The organism is Enterobacter ludwigii (assembly GCF_001750725.1).
In the GTDB taxonomy this organism is placed as follows: Bacteria; Pseudomonadota; Gammaproteobacteria; order Enterobacterales; family Enterobacteriaceae; genus Enterobacter; species Enterobacter ludwigii.
Genome location: NZ_CP017279.1, coordinates 2905888 through 2924949 on the forward strand (window position 1 = coordinate 2905888; position 19062 = coordinate 2924949).

Consider the following 19062-nt stretch of genomic DNA (forward strand, 5'->3'; position numbering starts at 1 on the left):
CGGCGTAGCAGGACATGAACTGAAACCTCATATGCAATAGAGCGAGAGTCAGACTAAAAATTATCTCAATACTCCGGCTTGTTTGGCAACTGATTAAATCACCGCACCAGACGCATAAGGCAATAAGACGTAAGTCCAACTCAAATCGGTACTCCTTGTATGCTAATTCATGCCCCACGTCAAACATCTGCAACAATCTGAATGCAAAATCATTGGGAGGATCGTGACTCTTCAGCGAATACCGACCAGTCGTGGTGTAATAAACACCACTAACTCCCGTCGTTCATTGTCCTTTCCGTCATGGCGAAAAAGCTGTCCAAGCCACGGGATGTTGCCCAGCCCAGGCACGCGATCGCTTCCGGTTTTATTCTTTTGCGAAAAAATTCCGCCCAGCGCCAGCGTTTCTCCACTTTTTACTTCCACCTGGGTTTCAATTTCTTGTTTATCGATGGCGAGCGTTTCACCATCGGCCTGCTGTAGCACCTGTCCTGGCATATTTTCACTGATGTGCAGCTTCAGGCGTACGCGACCGCCGGGCAGCACCACCGGCGTCACCTCCATGCCTAACACCGCCTCTTTGAATTCCACGGAGGTCGCCCCGCTGTCACCGCTGGATACCTGATATGGGATCTCACTGCCCTGCTTAATACTGGCCGGTTGCATATGCGAGGCCAGCAGTCGTGGGCTGGCGATGATATCGACCTGCTGCTTTTGCTCCAGCGCCGACAACTCCAGATCCAGCAGCCTGCCGTTAATCCGCCCGATATTAAAACCCACATGGGTGGTGGCGTTTGCCACGGACAGATCGCTGCCAAGCGTTGTGAGTTGCCCGACCTTGCCCGCCTCCGTTGCGTCGGCGAGATTCCACTTCACCCCCAGCTCACGCAGGCTTTTTTCATTGATGGTCACGATATGCGCCGCCAGTTCCACCTGCTCGACAGGGATATCCATCTGCGTCGCCCAGTGCTGCAGCGTATCAAGCACCGCCTGGTTATCCCGTATCAGCAGACGGTTGGTGCGCTTGTCGACAGACAAACTCCCCTTTGGGCTGAGCAATTTTTCCGCCGCTTTTTGCAGCTCCCCGGCGTCAGCGTAAGAAAAAGGTATGCTGTGCGAGACCAACGGCGCATCAAGCTGTCGGCGTGTCCGCTCCTGCTCTTTGCGTTCCAGCTGTTCACGCTGCCAGGCTGCGGTGTGAACATAAAAAATGCCCCCTTCTTCATACAGAACAAGCCCGGCGCAGCTGACGACCGTCTGTAGCGCCTGTCGCCAGGGGACGCGTGTCAGATTGAGCGACAGCGTGCCGCTGATATCTGGCGATACCACCAGATTACGGTTCTCCTGTGCGACCAGCGCCTGTAACACCTGCACCACCGGTACCTCATCCACCACCAGCGTGACCGGCTTTGGTGCGGCGGCCCACAGCGGATGACTGAACGCCAGCAGCCACAGCGTTATCCTTATGTTCATTCTTTTTCGTTCCTTCTCGTTGCCATGTCCATTGTCTGGGTTCACATGCATCCCCCACATCGACGACCAGTTCCCTTTCATTGAGGGCCGTTACCCGCCAGCCCACCGGGAGGCGCTGTTGCGGTGTCAGGCGATGCCAGCGCTTTTGCCCGTCCTGTAAAATGCCAGTGTCCTGAGTGCTGCCCACCATCCCGTGGTAATGCCACTGCGCCAGTTGCCCTACCGCACAAGGGTCATCCGGCGGGCGAAAAGGATCCCGCATCCCGGTCACTAACAGGGCGCAACACACCAGCAGGCAACGCGCGCTAGTTCGCATGCGGCTCCTCCAGCTCCAACCGCAGGCGTAATGCCGAACCCTGTGCAGAGAGAGCAAAGGCGGCAACCTGAACATCCCGCTGCGCCAGCCGGCTGAAAACAGTCGGGATGGCCTGCCATTCAGCATCCAGCGTCAGTTCCCCTCCGTTTTGCAACGGCTTCCAGTGAACCAGTCTTGTGCCCGCCCCCTGAAACTCGAGTGGCGAAAAAGGCGTCATTACCGTGGCTTCACGGGGTGCGTGACGCCGCGGCACCTGACTGGCGGCGGGCCATAGCGAGACATTAGCCTGTGCGGCCTCGCTGACCTGCCGCTGAAGTTCAGCCACCTGCTTTGTTACCGGTCGAAGCACCATGCCCCACGTCGTACTCCCCAGAAAGAGAACGCTCAGACACCAGCACAGCACCCGCCATCGGGGGCTGCTTTCGCACCAGCGTTCGAACAAGGTTTCCACGCATTAGCCCTCGCTTCGCAGATGAAAGGTGAACATCCAACGCCCCTGGTCGTCCTGCTGTAATTCCCCCGTCGGCCCCGGGGTAAACCCCGCCATTTTTCCGAGCCCATCCCGCAGAGCAGAGAGCGCGGGGAGTGTTGCGGCATATCCGGTTAACATCAGTGAAGGGGGCTGATAGCGCAGTTCGGTCAGCCAGACCTGGGATGGCATCATCCCGGCAAAGGACTCCAGCACCGGCTGCCAGTCGCGTCGTTGAGGCGCTGGCACGGATGTTGGCGTCTCCGTGCCTGACCTTGTACGAGACACCAGCGCCTGCTGCACGGACTGCATGCCCGCCAGTTGAATATGCAACGCACGTGTCATCACGAGAGGATTCATCCGCAGGCTGAAAACCCCCATCAGTATCAGCAGCCACGTAGCGACAAACAGTACGCCCCAGAATCGCAGGCAGCGCACGCGCCGCTGCCGCCGCCACGGCAGAAAGTTCGTCATGCTCATTCCGGCACCTCACTCATGGCCAGCGCCAGCGCGACGGTATAATCAGCGCCGCATACCGGCAGAGGAGCATGGCAACGAACCAGGGCGTCCCAGGGGTCTCGCTGGCTATCAAAGAGGGCAATGTCCTGCGGCGTGAGGGCCAGCAGTGCCGCGAGATCGGCCACGTTTTCCGCTTCCGTGGTAAAACGCCGTCCCCACTGATGGCGCATCGCCCACAGCCACTGATGCCCATCCCGCCAGGCGACACACTGCGCCGGCGCTACCGCAGGGAGAAGGTTCGCCAGCGCACTGGCATCCGGGGTGATCGTCACGAGCCGTAAACGCAACATCTTTGCCAGCGTCAGCAGGGGGTGAATCTCGTTGTTTTGTGCAGCGGTGACATGGAATGTATTGCTGAACGTATCCTGCGCATAATCAAAACAGAGCGTGTCAGCAGCCATCTCCAGTTCACGCGCGAGCGTCGCCCCCAGCCAGGAGAGCTGTTCGCTGTCGCGCAGCGCCACGCCCGGACGGGGGAGCGATCGTTGCAGCGTGCGTGCCGCCGGAAATGAGAGAAACACCCGATGGGAGTGTGGCAACGTTTTCCGCCAGTCGCGCAGGGCGTCAACCAGTTGTTCAGGCTGGCAAATTTTGCCATCCCGGATAATCCCGTCGGCCAGAGTGATAGCCCACCAGCGGCACAAACGCCAGCCCGACCGCTCCCGGGCCAGCGCCACTATCTGCACCCTATCCTGTTGAATATGAACGCCTGTTTGCCATATTTTGAAAGCCATGCTTCACGATCTCCTTATCGCCCGTCAGGTGACGGCTATATCAATGAATCAGGCTTGCCTTTATACTACCGCGCGATTGTTTAGAAACTGCCCAAGTGAAACCAAATGGGAAATCTCCGGTGAAGTTCGTAAAGTATTTATTAATCCTTGCAGTCTGTTGCATTCTGCTGGGAGCAGGCTCGATTTATGGTTTGTACAAATATATTGAGCCGCAGCTGCCTGATGTCGCTACGCTTCGCGATGTGCGACTCCAGATCCCGATGCAGGTCTACAGCGCCGATGGCGAGTTAATGGCGCAGTACGGCGAAAAGCGTCGTATCCCGCTGACCTTAAATCAAATTCCGCCCGTGATGGTCAAAGCCTTTATCGCTACCGAGGACAGCCGTTTTTACGAGCACCACGGTGTCGATCCGGTGGGGATTTTCCGTGCTGCAAGTATTGCGCTGTTCTCCGGTCATGCCTCTCAGGGGGCAAGCACCATTACACAGCAGCTGGCGCGTAACTTCTTCCTTAGCCCAGAAAAGACCCTGACCCGTAAGCTCAAAGAGGTGTTCCTTGCGATCCGTATTGAGCAGTTGTTGAGCAAAGACGAGATCCTTGAGCTGTACCTCAATAAAATCTACCTCGGCTACCGCGCCTACGGTGTTGGTGCGGCCGCGCAGGTGTACTTTGGTAAACCTGTCGAGCAGCTGACGTTAAGCGAAATGGCGACCATTGCCGGTCTGCCTAAAGCACCATCGACCTTCAACCCGCTCTACTCGCTTGAACGCGCTACGGCGCGTCGTAACGTCGTCCTGTCACGTATGCTGAGCGAAGGCTATATCAGCCAGAGCGAGTACGAACAGGCGCGCAACGATGTCATCGATGCCAACTACCATGCGCCGGAAATTGCCTTCTCTGCCCCTTATCTCACCGAAATGGTGCGTCAGGAGATGGTGAGCCGCTACGGCGATAAAGCCTACGAAGATGGCTACCGCGTTTACACCACCGTGACCCGCAACGTTCAGCAGGCGGCTCAGGAAGCGGTGCGTAACAACGTGATGGATTACGACATGCGCCACGGTTATCGCGGCCCGTCGAATGTGCTGTGGAAAGTCGGCGAAAGCGCCTGGGACAGCAAAAAAATCACCAGTACGCTGAAAGCGCTGCCCACCTATGGCCCGCTCCTTCCCGCCGTGGTGACTCAGGCCGATCCGCAGGAAGCGGTGGCAACGCTGGCGGATGGAACGTCTGTCTCCCTGCGTATGGACGGGATCCGTTGGGCTCGCCCGTACCGCTCAGACACCCTGCAAGGCCCGACGCCGCGTAAAGTGACGGATGTCGTCCAGACCGGACAGCAAATCTGGGTACGCAAGGTGAGCGACAGCTGGTGGCTGGCGCAGGTGCCAGACGTTAACTCGGCCCTGGTGTCTATCAATCCGCAGAACGGTGCCGTGCTGGCCCTGGTCGGTGGGTTCGATTTCAACCAGAGCAAATTTAACCGCGCCACCCAGGCGTTGCGTCAGGTTGGCTCCAACATCAAGCCGTTCCTCTACACCGCAGCAATGGATAAGGGTCTGACCCTCGCCAGTATCCTGAACGACGTGCCTATCTCCCGCTGGGATGCTGGTGCCGGTTCTGACTGGCAGCCGAAGAACTCACCGGCGGAATATTCAGGCCCTATTCGTCTTCGTCAGGGTCTTGGGCAGTCGAAAAACGTGGTGATGGTGCGCGCAATGCGTGCGATGGGTGTCGACTATGCCGCGGAATATCTGCAACGCTTCGGTTTCCCGGCTCAGAACATCGTGCGCACCGAATCGCTGGCGTTAGGCTCTGCGTCCTTTACGCCGCTTCAGGTGGCGCGGGGGTACTCGGTGATGGCTAACGGCGGCTTCCTGATTGACCCGTACTTCATCAGTAAAATCGAGAACGACCAGGGTGGTGTGCTGTTTGAAGCGAAGCCGAAAATTGCCTGCCCTGACTGCGATATTCCGGTCATTTACGGCAATACGCCAAAATCTGAAGTGATTGAAAACAAGGACATGGAAGACGTTGCCGTGTCTCAGGAGCAGACGAACCCTGTGTTGCCGCAGCCGCAGCTGGAACAGGCTAACCAGTCGCTGGTGGCGCAGAGCGGGGCGCAGGAGTATGCACCGCATGTCATCAACACGCCGCTGTCGTTCCTGATAAAGAGCGCGCTGAACACCAACATCTTCGGCGAACCTGGCTGGCAAGGGACCGGCTGGCGGGCAGGACGTGATTTACAGCGCCATGATATCGGCGGTAAAACGGGGACAACAAACAGCTCGAAAGATGCATGGTTCTCCGGTTACGGCCCGGGCGTGGTGACGTCAGTCTGGATCGGTTTTGACGATCATCGCCGTGATTTAGGCCGCACCACGGCCTCAGGCGCGATTAAAGATCAGATTTCTGGCTACGAAGGCGGCGCGAAGAGTGCGCAACCGGCCTGGGATGCCTATATGAAATCCGTGCTGGAAGGCGTTCCGGAGCAACCGCTGACGCCACCACCGGGCGTGGTTACCGTCAATATCGACCGCAGCACCGGGCAGCTCGCCAATGGCGGCAATAGCCGTGCAGAGTATTTCATCGAGGGCACGCAGCCGACCACACAGGCGGTGCATGAGGTGGGTACAGAAATCATTGATAACGGCGAAACGCACGAGTTGTTCTAACGGACAACGTAAAAACGGCAACCTCAGGTTGCCGTTTTTTTTGTTCTCTCACACGTTGCGGACATCAGGCCGCTATAACCGCCCCTGCCCCTTCAGCCATTCGCGTACCAGGAACAGCGCGCTCACGTTGCGGGCCTCGTTAAAGTCAGGGTCTTCGAGCAGGTCCATCATATGGGCCAGCGGCCAGCGAACCTGTGGCAGTGGCTCCGGCTCGTCCCCTTCCAGCGATTCTGGATAAAGATCCTCAGCAACCACAATGTTCATTTTGCTGGAAAAATAGGAGGGTGCCATGCTCAGTTTTTTCAGGAACGTCAGTTCGTTCGCGCCAAAACCGACCTCTTCTTTCAGCTCGCGATTGGCCGCCTCAAAGACCGTTTCACCCGGATCGATGAGCCCTTTCGAGAACCCAAGTTCGTAAGATTCTGTTCCCACGGCATACTCGCGGATTAAGATCAGATGGTCGTCGACGACAGGAACAATCATCACCGCTTCGCGCGAAGAAGGGCGCATACGTTCGTAAACGCGACGCACACCGTTGCTGAACTCCAGATCCACACTTTCGACATTAAACAGGCGCGATTTTGCGACTGTTTCAACATTCAGAATGGTGGGTTTTTGTAGTGGTTTGCTCATCGTGATGGGGTCTTAGCAGTGGGAACTGGCTTTATTGTGCGATACGCCGCACGGTTTCGGCAATGTCAATTGTTCTGTATTTACATTTATGCAACGTAACAGGAATCAATCCTCAATTCAAAACAAATGTCAAGAGGTTGAAATGTTTCCAGGAATTTGCTGATATCGCGCCATAACAGGCTTTGCTATCATCATCGGTCACTGGGATGCGCTTCAGAATGCTCAAGTTCGACTCCATACTTGCCGATAGCCAACCACAGACTCTCATTCAATGTTAAAGGTGCTACTGACTACACCTGTAAGAAGATAAGTAAGATGGGGAAAGCATGAGCACCATTTTGATTGTTCTCGCTGCTATGCTGGCCGGCGCATTGGTTGCAGGGTGGGTATACAGGCGTCGCGTAAGGCGTCGTTACCGGCTGCCCTTTTTAAACGCCTTTGCCGGTGCGACGACGCGTAAACTGACGCAAGAAGAGCGCGATGCAGTAGAAAACTATCTCGAAACACTGAACCGTTCTCAGTTAACACCTGGGCCGACGGGGGCAACTGCTGCGCCGGTGGCGCTCAAGTTAAATGCGCAAAGTGACACAGTGCTCAGTGTGACGCGCTCCATCACCCGCTATGGCATCACCACAGACGATCCCAATAAATGGCGCTATTACCTGGATTCGGTTGAAGTGCATCTGCCCCCGTCCTGGGAGCAGTACATTAATGACGAAAACAGCGTAGAGCTGATCCATACCGATTCGTTGCCGCTGGTTATCTCGCTCAACGGCCATACGTTGAATGAATATCTTCAGGAAGCCCCGCGTTTTGCGCTGGAACGCGCAAGCTCAACGCAGGCCTCCATTCGTGGCGAAGAGACAGAGCAGATCGAGCTGTTGAACATTCGCCAGGAGACGCATGAAGAGTACGCCCTGAGCCGCCCTGACGGCATTCGCGAAGCGATTCTGATCGTGGCCGCGTTCCTGCTCTTTTTCATCTGCCTGCTGACGCCGGATGTGTTTGTCCCCTGGCTGGCTGGCGGTGCGGTGCTGTTGCTGGCAGCCGGACTGTGGGGGCTCTTTGCCCCGCCGGCAAAAACCTCGCTACGTGAGATCCACTGCCTGCGCGGTACTCCTAAGCGCTGGGGTCTGTTCGGTGAGAGTGACCAGGAGCACCTCAATAATATCTCGCTCGGTATTATCGATCTTATCTACCCGCGCCACTGGCAGCCGTGGATTGCCCAGGATTTAGGGCAGAAAACCGATATCGATATCTATCTTGACCGCCATGTGGTGCGCCAGGGGCGCTTTTTATCCCTGCATGATGAAGTAAAAAATTTCCCGCTTCAGCACTGGTTACGCAGTGCGGTCATTGCCGGGGGGGCAGCGCTGGTCTTTATCATGCTTCTGCTGTTTGTCCCGCTGGATATGCCCATTAAATTTACCCTGTCATGGATAAAAGGGGCGCAAACCATTGAGGCAACCAGCGTCAACCAACTGGACGAGGCTGGCGTGCGGGTCGGTGATACGCTGCGCCTGAAGGGCACCGGCATGTGTAACATTCATACGCCTGGCGCATGGAATACGCGTCAGAGCTCGCCGTTCATGCCGTTCGATTGCTCACAAATTATCTGGAATGATGCGCCGCCGCTGCCGCTGCCTGAATCTGAGGTTGTCAATAAAGCCACGTCGCTTACCCAGACGGTCAACCGCCAGCTGCACCCGAAACCCGATGACGACTCGCGCGTGAGCCCTGCCCTGCGCTCGGCCATTCAGAAATCGGGGATGGTGCTTCTGGACGACTTTGGTGACATCGTTCTGAAAACACAGGATTTGTGTTCCGCTCAGGACGAATGCGTACGTCTCAAAAACGCCCTTGTGAACCTGGGTAACAGTAAAGACTGGGATTCGCTGGTGAAACGCGCGGAAGCGGGCCGGCTGGATGGCGTTAACGTGCTGCTGCGTCCGGTCAGCGCCGAGTCGCTGGATAATCTGGTCGCCACGTCAACCGCACCCTTCGTGATGCGCGAAACCACCCGCGCGGCGCAGGCGCTGAACAGCCCGGCACCGGGCGGCTTTGTGATCGTCAGTGATGAAGGGAGCGACCTGGTCGATCAGCCATACCCGCAGGTCGCACTTTATGACTACCCGGCTCAGGAACAGTGGGGCCAGTTCCAGCGCCTGGCGCAGATGCTGATGCAGACGCCGTTTAGCGCTGAAGGGATTGTGACGAGTATCTTTACCGATGCCAACGGCACGCGCCACATCGGCCTGCACCGCATGCCGGACAGCGCAGGCCTGTGGCGCTACATCGGCACCTCGCTGCTGATGATTGCGATGCTGGTATGCATTTGCTGGAACGGTTTTATGGCGCTGCGTCGCTATCAGCGCTCACGCACCAGGCTTGCCGACATCCAGCAGTATTACGAAAATTGCCTTAACCCTAAGCTGATCCCCTCGTCTGAGAGCCTGATCTGATAACGTCGATGCGCGACAAGATGTGCTACCCTGTCGCGCACGTTTCTTCAGGCTGGAGTTCCCCCTTATGCATCTTGATATCGCCTGGCAGGAGGTTGATACCGTTCTGCTGGATATGGACGGCACGCTGCTCGATCTCGCCTTTGATAACTATTTCTGGCAAAAGCTGGTTCCGGAAACCTATGGTGAACAGCAGGGGATCTCCCCGGCAGAAGCGCAGGAATTCATTCGTTCGCAATATAGCGCGGTGCAGCATACGCTAAACTGGTACTGTCTTGACTACTGGAGCGAGCGCCTCGGTTTGGATATTTGTGCCATGACCACCGCCCAGGGCCCGCGCGCCGTACTGCGTGAGGATACCGTGCCTTTTCTGGATGCGCTGAAAGCGAGCGGCAAGCGCCGTATCTTGCTGACCAACGCCCATCCTCACAATCTGGCCGTGAAGCTGGAGCATACGGGTCTTGCTTCGCACCTTGATTTATTACTTTCCACCCACACATTTGGTTATCCGAAAGAGGATCAGCGGTTGTGGCATGCGGTGGCGGAAGAGACCGGTTTGCAGCCGGAACGCACGCTGTTTATTGATGACAGCGAGCCTATTCTGGATTCCGCGGCCAGGTTTGGCATTCGCTATTGTCTGGGCGTTACCAACCCTGACTCTGGCCTGGCTGAAAAAAGCTATCTGCGCCATCCGGGGCTGAACGACTATCGCCAGATGATCCCCTCACTGACCGTGAAGGAGAGGCCATGAAAGAAAAACCCGCTGAAGGGGTAAGACTGGATAAATGGCTGTGGGCAGCCCGTTTTTATAAAACGCGCGCCCTTGCCCGCGACATGATCGACGGCGGTAAAGTGCATTACAACGGCCAGCGCAGCAAACCGAGCAAGCTGGTCGAACTGAATGCCACCTTAACGCTGCGTCAGGGCAACGATGAACGTACCGTTGTGATTAAAGCCATTACTGAACAACGACGGCCCGCAACCGAAGCCGTACTGCTGTATGAAGAGACGGCTGAGAGCATTGAAAAACGCGAGAAGACCGCGCTGGCGCGCAAAATGAATGCGCTGACAATGCCCCACCCGGACCGGCGTCCGGATAAAAAAGAGCGCCGCGATCTGATGAAATTTAAACACGGTGAGACCGAGTAACCCTCACCTGCACGAGAGACTATTATGGCCCAACACGACCAATTACACCGCTACCTGTTTGAACAATTCGCCGTGCGCGGCGAGCTGGTCACCGTATCCGAAACCTGGAAACAGATTCTGGAAAACCACAACTACCCGCTGCCGGTGAAAACCCTGTTGGGCGAACTGCTGGTTGCCACCAGCCTGCTGACTGCCACCCTGAAATTTGCCGGGGATATCACCGTGCAGTTGCAGGGTGATGGCCCTATGACCCTGGCGGTCATTAACGGAAATAACCAGCAGCAGATGCGCGGCGTGGCGCGCGTACAGGGCGATGTTCCTGAAAACGCGGACCTGAAAACGCTGGTGGGTAATGGCTATCTGGTCATCACCATCTCCCCGGAGGAAGGTGAGCGCTATCAGGGCGTGGTTGGCCTCGAAGGCGATACGCTGGCGGCCTGCCTGGAAGATTACTTCATGCGTTCTGAACAGCTGCCGACACGTCTGTTCATCCGCACCGGTGAAGTAGACGGTCAGCCTGCTGCTGGCGGTATGCTGCTGCAGGTTCTGCCTGCGCAGGACGCGCAGACCAACGACTTCGAGCACCTCGCGACTCTGACGGAAACCGTCAAAGCAGAAGAGCTGTTCACCCTGTCGGCGACCGATGTCCTGTGGCGTCTTTATCACGAAGAAGAAGTGACGGTTTACGACCCACAGTCGGTGGAATTTAAGTGCACCTGTTCACGTGAACGCTGCGCTGGCGCGCTGAAGACCCTGCCGGATGAAGAGATCGACAGCATCATGGCGGAAGACGGCGAAATCGATATGCACTGTGACTACTGCGGTACGCACTACGTGTTCAATTCGATGGATATTGCTGAGATCCGCAACAACGCCTCCCCGGCGGATCCTCAGGTCCACTAAGCAAAGCCTGCCCTCACCTTGCCCTCTCCCTTTTGCGAGAGGGTAAGGTGCAAAAAAGCCCTCTCTGGCTGAATCGTTTTTAACACTGTAACTCTTACGTAATTTTCTTACGTGTATGCGATTACATTCACATTCCTTCCGATAAAATCACCAGCCATTAACCTTTTCGGAACATTTTCCCCAACCAAAAAGCGATTCCTGCGATAATCCGCCTGCCCTGTGACTGGAGTCGCAGCGTTTTCCGTTAGTAAGGGTTTTGTCCAGATGCGTAAATCTATGAGCCCCGTCGCGGTTAACAACCTCACAAAAACCCTACAATTTCAGACAGTACATATTGGCTAAGGAGCAGTGATATGCGTGTTACTGGTTTAACCCCGCAAGATCTCAAGGCTTATGGTATTCACGACGTCCAGGAAATCGTCTACAACCCCGATTACGATACGCTGTATCAGGAAGAGCTCAATCCAGCACTGGAAGGATACGAGCGAGGTGTGTTGACTAACCTTGGTGCTATCGCCGTCGATACCGGTATCTTTACCGGTCGTTCGCCGAAAGATAAATACATCGTCCGAGACGAGACCACCCGCGACACGCTGTGGTGGGCTGATAAAGGCAAAGGGAAGAACGATAACAAACCGCTCTCTCCGGAAACCTGGCAGCATCTGAAAGGGCTCGTTACCCATCAACTTTCCGGCAAGCGTCTGTTTATCGTTGATGCTTTCTGCGGCGCTAACGCCGATACCCGCCTTTCCGTGCGGTTTATCACTGAAGTGGCCTGGCAGGCGCATTTCGTGAAAAACATGTTTATTCGTCCTGACGACAAAGAGCTGCAGGATTTCACCCCTGACTTCATCGTGATGAACGGGGCGAAATGCACGAACCCACAGTGGAAAGAGCAGGGTCTTAACTCCGAGAACTTCATCGCCTTCAACCTGACCGAGCGTATTCAGCTGATCGGCGGTACCTGGTACGGCGGCGAAATGAAGAAAGGGATGTTCTCGGTGATGAACTACCTGCTGCCGCTGCGCGGTATCGCCTCCATGCACTGTTCGGCAAACGTCGGTGAAAAAGGGGATGTGGCGGTGTTCTTCGGCCTGTCCGGCACCGGTAAAACCACCCTTTCTACCGATCCGAAACGTCGTCTGATTGGCGATGACGAGCACGGCTGGGATGATGACGGCGTGTTTAACTTCGAAGGGGGCTGCTACGCGAAGACCATTCGCCTGTCTGAAGAAGCGGAGCCAGATATCTTCCATGCCATCCGCCGCGATGCGCTGCTGGAAAACGTCACCGTACGTGCCGATGGAACGATCGACTTCGACGATGCTTCGAAAACCGAAAACACCCGCGTGTCTTACCCTATCTACCACATCGACAACATCGTGAAGCCGGTGTCAAAAGCGGGCCACGCGACGAAGGTGATTTTCCTGACGGCAGATGCGTTCGGCGTGTTGCCTCCGGTGTCCCGCCTGACCGCCAGCCAGACGCAGTACCACTTCCTGTCTGGTTTTACCGCCAAACTGGCCGGTACCGAGCGCGGCGTGACGGAGCCAACGCCAACCTTCTCCGCCTGCTTCGGCGCAGCGTTCCTGTCGCTGCACCCGACGCAGTACGCGGAAGTGCTGGTCAAACGCATGCAGGCGTCCGGTGCACAGGCGTACCTGGTGAATACCGGCTGGAACGGCACCGGCAAACGTATCTCCATCAAAGATACCCGCGCCATTATCGACGCCATTCTGGATGGTTCACTCGATAACGCCGAAACCTTCACGCTGCCGATGTTTGATCTGGCAATCCCGACGGCGCTGCCGGGCGTAGAGACCCGTATTCTCGACCCACGCAATACCTACGGTTCACCGGAGCAGTGGCGTGAGAAAGCAGAATCGCTGGCGAAACTGTTTATTGAGAACTTCGAGAAGTATACCGATACCCCGGCAGGTGAAGCGCTGGTGAGTGCGGGACCGAAGCTGTAACAGCTGACCCGACCTGCAAAAAAAAGGGTGGCTTTTGCCACCCTTTTTTAACTCTCTCTCACCTGCCCGCGCGTCACCGGCACCGGTAACCATGCGCGAATGCTTAAACCGCCCCGCTCACTGGTCCCAATCTCCAGCAAGCCGTTATGGTTATCTACAATACGCTGCACAATCGCCAGGCCTAAGCCGGTTCCGCTGGTACTGCGCGCGCTATCGCCCCGCACAAACGGCTGGAACAGATGCTTACGCTGCTCTGGCTTAATGCCCGGACCGTCATCTTCGACCTGGAACCAGGCGCGGTTGAGCTCAGACCCGCTGCTGACTTTAATCCAGCCATTGCCATAACGGGCCGCGTTAACCACCATATTAGCCACAGCACGTTTAATGGAAAGCGGGTGCATCCGCACCTGAATTTCACCGGCCTGCAGGTCGGTATCGATTTCCCGCTCGTAGCCGCTTTCCGCCGCGACCACTTCACCGAGTACCGCATTCAGATCGGCCATCTCCATCGGCATCTCCTGCCCGGTACGCAGGTAGTCAATGAACTGCTCGATAATGGCGTTACACTCTTCGATGTCCTTGTTAATGGACTCCGCAAGATAACCATCCTCTTCGCCCATCATCTCCGTCGCCAGACGGATACGCGTGAGCGGCGTGCGCAGGTCATGACTCACGCCCGCCATCAGCAGCGTACGGTCGTCTGCCAGCTGCTTCACGCCGGCCGCCATATGGTTAAAGGCCCGCGTCACGGAACGCACTTCTGAGGCGCCGTACTCACGCAGTGGCGGTGGAATAATCCCTTTACCGACCTGCAGCGCAGCGTGCTCCAGGTCGACCAGCGGTCGGTTCTGTATACGAATAAACAGCCACGCTCCGCCTATCGCCAGCAGCATAATGGCAAGGGTGTAACGGAACAGCGGTGAGAAGTCACCCTGGTGAATTTCGGTCAGCGGGACGCGCACCCAGATATTGGGTGACAGCCAGGTTTTCAGCCAGACGACCGGTGAGCTTTTATTGACCTCAACGCGCACTTCCGTCGGGCCACCTAACTGCTGCGCCATCTGCTGGCTGAGGAACTCATAATGCTGCGCCCAGCGCAGGCCAGCGTCTTCTGCCGCTTCGTTGGAGTAAAGCGAAATACCCAGCTCACGGTAGATTTCACGGCGAAACGCCGGGGGAACAACTAACTGCGTGCCGTCCTCCAGTTGCAGTTTATCGGTCATCAGCATACGCACTTCGTATGCCAGAACCTTATTGAACTGCTGGAGGCTCGGCAGGATCGCAAAGTTCAGCACCACCAGATAGGTTGTCACCAGGCTGACGAACAGCAGGGTGACAATCAGTAACAGCGTACGGGCAAATGAGCTTCGCGGAGAGAAGCGCATTCGCCTCATGCTTTAGCGCCGTCCGGGACAAACACGTAGCCCAGACCCCATACGGTCTGAATATAACGAGGATGCGCCGGATCTTCTTCCACCATGCGGCGCAGACGGGAGATCTGCACGTCAATGGAACGTTCCATTGCGGAGTATTCACGGCCGCGCGCCAGGTTCATCAGCTTGTCACGTGAAAGCGGCTCACGCGGGTGGCTGACCAGCGCTTTCAGCACCGCGAACTCACCGCTGGTGAGCGGCATAGGTTCATCTTCACGGAACATCTCACGGGTACCGAGATTGAGCTTGAACTTACCAAACGCAATCACCGCTTCTTCCTGCGACGGTGCGCCAGGCAGTTCGTTCGCCTGACGGCGCAGCACGGCGCGAATACGGGCCAGCAGTTCACGCGGGTTGAACGGTTTTGGAATGTAGTCGTCAGCGCCGATTTCCAGACCAACGATGCGGTCAACCTCTTCCCCTTTCGCCGTCACCATGATGATCGGCATAGGGTTGCTCTGGCTACGCAGACGGCGGCAGATGGAAAGCCCGTCTTCACCAGGCAGCATCAGGTCGAGTACCATAAGATGGAAAGATTCGCGGGTCAGCAGACGGTCCATCTGCTCAGCGTTGGCCACGCTACGAACCTGGAAGCCCTGCTCGGTCAGATAACGCTCAAGCAGCGCACGCAGGCGCATGTCGTCATCCACGACCAGAATTTTGTAGTTCTCTTGCATTGTGTGTACTCCCAAAGGTTCGGATAGTCTAATAACAGCGTATTCTAAAAAAGTGCACGTGTTCGACCAGCTAATTCTGGTATAAATTCTAGTCGAAATTGTTACAAAGCATATTTAACAGCAGCTTATCTGCACATTTCATCACATAAATCATTATTAACGTTGTCTGTTAGACTACGTGATACGTAATGTGCGCAAAGAATGCAATGATGTCGAGTCTTAAGGTCACCCCATGAAAACGCCCCTGATCACCCGCGAAGGGTATGAGAAACTCAAAAAAGAGATGGATTACCTGTGGCGCGAAGAGCGTCCTGAAGTGACCAAGAAAGTGACCTGGGCCGCAAGCCTGGGCGATCGCAGTGAAAATGCTGACTACCAGTACAACAAAAAACGGTTACGTGAAATCGACCGCCGGGTCCGCTATCTGACCAAATGCCTTGAGAACCTCAAAATAGTGGATTACTCCCCACAGCAGGAAGGCAAAGTGTTTTTCGGCGCGTGGGTCGAGATTGAGAACGACGATGGTGACACCCTGCGTTTTCGTATCGTCGGCTATGACGAAATTTTTGGTCGTAAGGATTACATCTCTATCGACTCACCAATGGCCCGTGCGCTGCTGAAAAAGGAAGTGGGCGATTTGGCCGTCGTTCAGACCCCTGGCGGCGAAGCCAGCTGGTACGTCAACGAAATTACGTACGTTAAATAGTCCGAGAGCGCCCTCCGCGGCTGGCATTTTGCCGTGTCAGCCCGTATAACTATCCCCTGATTTTTTCGACTCAACAGATGATAAAGCCATGATGAAAGATTCGCTCTGCCGCATTATTGCGGGTGAACTTCAGGCCAGAGCCGAACAGGTAGAAGCTGCCGTTCGCCTGCTTGATGAAGGGAACACCGTGCCGTTTATTGCACGTTATCGTAAGGAAGTCACCGGCGGTCTGGATGACACGCAGCTGCGTAACCTGGAGACCCGTCTCGGTTACCTGCGCGAACTGGAAGACCGTCGTCAGGCGATCCTCAAATCCATCGGCGAACAGGGAAAACTGACCAGCGATCTGGAAACCGCAATCAACGGCACCCTGAGCAAAACCGAACTCGAAGACCTTTATCTGCCGTATAAACCGAAGCGCCGCACCCGTGGACAGATTGCCATTGAGGCAGGCCTGGAGCCGCTGGCCGAACTGCTGTGGAACGAACCGTCCCACGACCCGGAAACCGAAGCCGCGAAGTTTATCGATGCCGATAAAGGGGTCGCAGACACCAAAGCCGCACTCGACGGCGCGCGCTACATTCTGATGGAGCGCTTCTCCGAAGATGCCGCCCTGCTCGCGAAAGTGCGTGACTATCTGTGGAAAAACGCCCACATCGTCTCTACCGTGGTCAGCGGGAAAGAGGAAGAAGGCGCCAAGTTCCGCGATTATTTCGATCATCACGAACCCATCTCTACCACCCCTTCACACCGCGCGCTGGCGATGTTCCGCGGCCGCAACGAAGGCGTGCTCCAGCTCTCCCTGAATGCCGATCCACAGTTTGACGAGCCACCAAAAGAGAGCCACTGCGAGCAGATCATTATCGACCACCTCGGCCTGCGCCTGAACAACGCGCCGGCAGACAGCTGGCGCAAAGGCGTGGTGAGCTGGACGTGGCGCATCAAGGTGTTGATGCACCTCGAAACCGAACTGATGGGCACCGTGCGTGAACGCGCCGAAGACGAAGCAATCAACGTCTTCGCCCGTAACCTGCACGACCTGCTGATGGCCGCACCTGCCGGCCTGCGGGCCACCATGGGTCTCGATCCGGGTCTGCGTACCGGCGTAAAGGTGGCCGTGGTTGACGGTACCGGCAAGCTGGTGGCTACCGATACCATTTATCCGCATACCGGCCAGGCGGCGAAGGCTGCCGTCGTGGTTGCGGCGCTGTGCGAGAAATACAACGTGGAGCTGGTGGCCATCGGCAACGGTACGGCCTCCCGTGAAACCGAGCGTTTCTACCTCGATGTGCAGAAACAGTTCCCGAAAGTCACCGCACAGAAAGTGATTGTCAGCGAGGCGGGCGCTTCCGTCTATTCAGCGTCTGAACTGGCCGCCCTGGAGTTCCCGGACCTGGACGTTTCCCTGCGCGGTGCGGTTTCTATCGCCCGTCGTCTGCAGGATCCGCTGGCGGAGCTGGTTAAGATCGACCCGAAATCCATCGGCGTCGGCCAGTATCAGCATGACGTGAGCCAGACTCAGCTGGCCCGTAAGCTGGATGCGGTCGTGGAAGACTGCGTAAACGCCGTCGGCGTTGACCTGAACACGGCCTCTGTTCCCCTGCTGACCCGCGTGGCGGGCTTAACCCGCATGATGGCGCAAAACATCGTTGCCTGGCGTGATGAAAACGGCCAGTTCCAGAACCGCCAGCAGTTGCTGAAGGTGAGCCGTCTGGGGCCAAAAGCGTTTGAGCAGTGCGCAGGCTTCCTGCGCATCAACCACGGCGATAACCCGCTGGATGCCTCAACCGTTCACCCGGAAGCGTACCCGGTAGTGGAACGCATTCTGGCCGCAACCCAGCAGGCGCTGAAAGACCTGATGGGCGACAGCAGCGCGCTGCGCAACCTGAAGGCGGTCGATTTTACCGACGAACAGTTCGGGGTGCCGACGGTCACGGACATCATCAAAGAGCTGGAAAAACCGGGCCGCGATCCGCGTCCTGAGTTTAAAACCGCGACCTTCGCCGACGGCGTTGAAACCATGAATGACCTGCTTCCGGGCATGGTACTCGAAGGGGCGGTCACTAACGTCACCAACTTTGGCGCGTTTGTCGATATCGGCGTGCACCAGGATGGTCTGGTCCACATCTCTTCCCTTGCCGATAAATTCGTTGAAGATCCGCATACCGTGGTCAAAGCGGGCGACATTGTGAAGGTGAAGGTGATGGAAGTGGATCTGCAGCGTAAGCGTATCGCCCTGACGATGCGTCTGGACGAGCAGCCAGGTGAAGCCAACGCGCGCCGCGGCAGTAACGGCGGCGGACGCGAGCAGCAGCGCCCGGCCGCAAAAGCGGCGAAGCCACGCGGACGTGACGCCCAGCCTGCGGGCAACAGCGCCATGATGGATGCGCTGGCGGCAGCAATGGGTAAGAAACGCTAACCGCATAAAAAAGGCCCGGTGATGCGTCACTCACCGGGCCGTTATCCCGCCGAAATTAATTGTAAAATATGAAACCGGTTGTATATCTATATTTCAACCACCAGTGATCACACTATTAACAAATAAGCCGTTCCTCTCCCTGCCGCAGAATCAGTAAATATTGAGCAAGGTCAAACAGGCCGTAAATTAATACCGCAAACAACATTCCGTCACAGTTTTATTATTGCTGATAAAAACTATTCTCATTATCATCCCATAGTAGATATTTTAACCTCTCGTGGAATCAGGCATTATGCAATTCACTCCAGACAGTGCATGGAAAATTACCGGTTTTACCCACGAAATTAGCCCGGCCTATCGACAAAAGCTGCTGTCGCTGGGCATGCTGCCCGGCTCGTCATTTCAGGTCGTGCGCGTCGCCCCGTTAGGTGATCCGGTGCATATCGAAACCCGACGCGTAAATCTGGTATTGCGTAAAAAAGATCTCGCATTAATAGAAGTCGAAGCTTTATCCCGATAACAAGCCA

General features: G+C 56.3%; 17 protein-coding genes. 9 read left to right on the forward strand and 8 right to left on the reverse strand.

Annotated features, from left to right (window positions below; all coding sequences use genetic code 11):
• Positions 1 to 231: 231 nt before the first annotated feature.
• From hofQ to BH714_RS13715, 5 genes are read right to left on the reverse strand one after another with little or no spacing between them, the layout of a single operon-like run.
• On the reverse strand, positions 232 to 1470 hold the full coding sequence (hofQ, locus tag BH714_RS13695) for a DNA uptake porin HofQ (protein ID WP_040018200.1): 1239 nt from the start codon (positions 1468 to 1470) through the stop codon (positions 232 to 234).
• Positions 1382 to 1786 carry a HofP DNA utilization family protein gene (locus BH714_RS13700; RefSeq protein ID WP_052445457.1) on the reverse strand — a complete coding sequence of 135 codons (405 nt, stop codon included), beginning with the start codon at positions 1784 to 1786 and terminating at the stop codon, positions 1382 to 1384. Before BH714_RS13700 ends, hofQ begins: the two co-directional genes overlap by 89 nt.
• Complete coding sequence (locus tag BH714_RS13705; RefSeq protein ID WP_040018201.1) at positions 1776 to 2237, reverse strand: HofO family protein; 462 nt, start codon at positions 2235 to 2237, stop codon at positions 1776 to 1778. The genes BH714_RS13700 and BH714_RS13705 overlap by 11 nt, the downstream gene beginning before the upstream one ends.
• A 3-nt stretch (positions 2238 to 2240) precedes the next feature.
• Positions 2241 to 2735, reverse strand: a complete 495-nt coding sequence (locus tag BH714_RS13710; protein ID WP_040018202.1) for a PilN domain-containing protein — start codon at positions 2733 to 2735, stop codon at positions 2241 to 2243.
• Positions 2732 to 3508 carry a type IV pilus biogenesis protein PilM gene (locus tag BH714_RS13715; protein WP_040018203.1) on the reverse strand — a complete coding sequence of 259 codons (777 nt, stop codon included), beginning with the start codon at positions 3506 to 3508 and terminating at the stop codon, positions 2732 to 2734. Before BH714_RS13715 ends, BH714_RS13710 begins: the two co-directional genes overlap by 4 nt.
• 119 nt (positions 3509 to 3627) lie before the next feature.
• On the opposite strand from BH714_RS13715, the gene mrcA reads away from it, so the two are divergent.
• The gene (mrcA, locus tag BH714_RS13720) at positions 3628 to 6180 is read left to right on the forward strand and encodes a peptidoglycan glycosyltransferase/peptidoglycan DD-transpeptidase MrcA (protein WP_040018204.1); all 2553 of its coding nucleotides are present in this window, start codon (positions 3628 to 3630) and stop codon (positions 6178 to 6180) included.
• A 72-nt stretch (positions 6181 to 6252) separates the two neighbouring features.
• Here mrcA and nudE read toward each other — a convergent pair whose 3' ends face one another.
• A complete protein-coding gene (gene nudE, locus BH714_RS13725; protein ID WP_014171956.1) occupies positions 6253 to 6813 on the reverse strand; it encodes an ADP compounds hydrolase NudE in 561 nt (186 codons plus the stop codon).
• 326 nt (positions 6814 to 7139) lie between these two features.
• On the opposite strand from nudE, the gene BH714_RS13730 reads away from it, so the two are divergent.
• The 5 genes from BH714_RS13730 to pckA all read left to right on the forward strand — a co-directional run bounded on the left by BH714_RS13730 (position 7140) and on the right by pckA (position 13300).
• A complete protein-coding gene (locus tag BH714_RS13730; RefSeq protein WP_032679110.1) occupies positions 7140 to 9275 on the forward strand; it encodes an intracellular growth attenuator family protein in 2136 nt (711 codons plus the stop codon).
• A gap of 67 nt (positions 9276 to 9342) precedes the next feature.
• Complete coding sequence (yrfG, locus tag BH714_RS13735) at positions 9343 to 10026, forward strand: GMP/IMP nucleotidase (protein ID WP_025202858.1); 684 nt, start codon at positions 9343 to 9345, stop codon at positions 10024 to 10026.
• Positions 10023 to 10424 (forward strand): ribosome-associated heat shock protein Hsp15, encoded by a 402-nt coding sequence (gene hslR, locus BH714_RS13740; protein WP_040018205.1) that lies wholly within the window; start codon positions 10023 to 10025, stop codon positions 10422 to 10424. The genes yrfG and hslR overlap by 4 nt, the downstream gene beginning before the upstream one ends.
• 24 nt (positions 10425 to 10448) lie before the next feature.
• Complete coding sequence (gene hslO, locus BH714_RS13745) at positions 10449 to 11327, forward strand: Hsp33 family molecular chaperone HslO (protein WP_014171960.1); 879 nt, start codon at positions 10449 to 10451, stop codon at positions 11325 to 11327.
• Positions 11328 to 11680: 353 nt separating this feature from the next.
• Positions 11681 to 13300: a phosphoenolpyruvate carboxykinase (ATP) gene (gene pckA, locus BH714_RS13750; protein WP_014171961.1), complete on the forward strand. Its 1620-nt coding sequence runs from the start codon at positions 11681 to 11683 to the stop codon at positions 13298 to 13300.
• Between the two features lie 47 nt (positions 13301 to 13347).
• Here pckA and envZ read toward each other — a convergent pair whose 3' ends face one another.
• Positions 13348 to 14694: a two-component system sensor histidine kinase EnvZ gene (gene envZ / locus BH714_RS13755; protein ID WP_014171962.1), complete on the reverse strand. Its 1347-nt coding sequence runs from the start codon at positions 14692 to 14694 to the stop codon at positions 13348 to 13350.
• Positions 14691 to 15410, reverse strand: coding sequence for an osmolarity response regulator transcription factor OmpR (gene ompR / locus BH714_RS13760; RefSeq protein ID WP_006177890.1), 720 nt, complete (start codon positions 15408 to 15410; stop codon positions 14691 to 14693). The genes envZ and ompR overlap by 4 nt, the downstream gene beginning before the upstream one ends.
• A 232-nt stretch (positions 15411 to 15642) precedes the next feature.
• Here ompR and greB point away from each other — a divergent pair, with 232 nt between their 5' ends.
• From greB to feoA, 3 genes are all read left to right on the forward strand, one after another.
• A complete protein-coding gene (greB, locus tag BH714_RS13765) occupies positions 15643 to 16116 on the forward strand; it encodes a transcription elongation factor GreB (protein ID WP_014171964.1) in 474 nt (157 codons plus the stop codon).
• Positions 16117 to 16204: 88 nt separating this feature from the next.
• A complete protein-coding gene (locus tag BH714_RS13770) occupies positions 16205 to 18535 on the forward strand; it encodes a Tex family protein (protein WP_040018209.1) in 2331 nt (776 codons plus the stop codon).
• A 292-nt stretch (positions 18536 to 18827) separates the two neighbouring features.
• Positions 18828 to 19055, forward strand: a complete 228-nt coding sequence (gene feoA, locus BH714_RS13775) for a ferrous iron transporter A (RefSeq protein ID WP_020884570.1) — start codon at positions 18828 to 18830, stop codon at positions 19053 to 19055.
• Positions 19056 to 19062: the final 7 nt, after the last annotated feature.

Bases quoted from the DNA above. Each gene is read 5' to 3' on its own strand.
- feoA (WP_020884570.1), top strand. From the start codon at position 18,828: ATGCAATTCACTCCAGACAGTGCATGGAAAATTACCGGTTTTACCCAC.
- BH714_RS13770 (WP_040018209.1), top strand. From the start codon at position 16,205: ATGATGAAAGATTCGCTCTGCCGCATTATTGCGGGTGAACTTCAGGCC.
- greB (WP_014171964.1), top strand. From the start codon at position 15,643: ATGAAAACGCCCCTGATCACCCGCGAAGGGTATGAGAAACTCAAAAAA.
- envZ (WP_014171962.1), bottom strand. From the start codon at position 14,694: ATGAGGCGAATGCGCTTCTCTCCGCGAAGCTCATTTGCCCGTACGCTG.
- BH714_RS13710 (WP_040018202.1), bottom strand. From the start codon at position 2,735: ATGAGCATGACGAACTTTCTGCCGTGGCGGCGGCAGCGGCGCGTGCGC.
- ompR (WP_006177890.1), bottom strand. From the start codon at position 15,410: ATGCAAGAGAACTACAAAATTCTGGTCGTGGATGACGACATGCGCCTG.
- hslO (WP_014171960.1), top strand. From the start codon at position 10,449: ATGGCCCAACACGACCAATTACACCGCTACCTGTTTGAACAATTCGCC.
- hslR (WP_040018205.1), top strand. From the start codon at position 10,023: ATGAAAGAAAAACCCGCTGAAGGGGTAAGACTGGATAAATGGCTGTGG.
- pckA (WP_014171961.1), top strand. From the start codon at position 11,681: ATGCGTGTTACTGGTTTAACCCCGCAAGATCTCAAGGCTTATGGTATT.
- BH714_RS13730 (WP_032679110.1), top strand. From the start codon at position 7,140: ATGAGCACCATTTTGATTGTTCTCGCTGCTATGCTGGCCGGCGCATTG.
- BH714_RS13715 (WP_040018203.1), bottom strand. From the start codon at position 3,508: ATGGCTTTCAAAATATGGCAAACAGGCGTTCATATTCAACAGGATAGG.
- hofQ (WP_040018200.1), bottom strand. From the start codon at position 1,470: ATGAACATAAGGATAACGCTGTGGCTGCTGGCGTTCAGTCATCCGCTG.
- nudE (WP_014171956.1), bottom strand. From the start codon at position 6,813: ATGAGCAAACCACTACAAAAACCCACCATTCTGAATGTTGAAACAGTC.
- BH714_RS13700 (WP_052445457.1), bottom strand. From the start codon at position 1,786: ATGCGAACTAGCGCGCGTTGCCTGCTGGTGTGTTGCGCCCTGTTAGTG.
- yrfG (WP_025202858.1), top strand. From the start codon at position 9,343: ATGCATCTTGATATCGCCTGGCAGGAGGTTGATACCGTTCTGCTGGAT.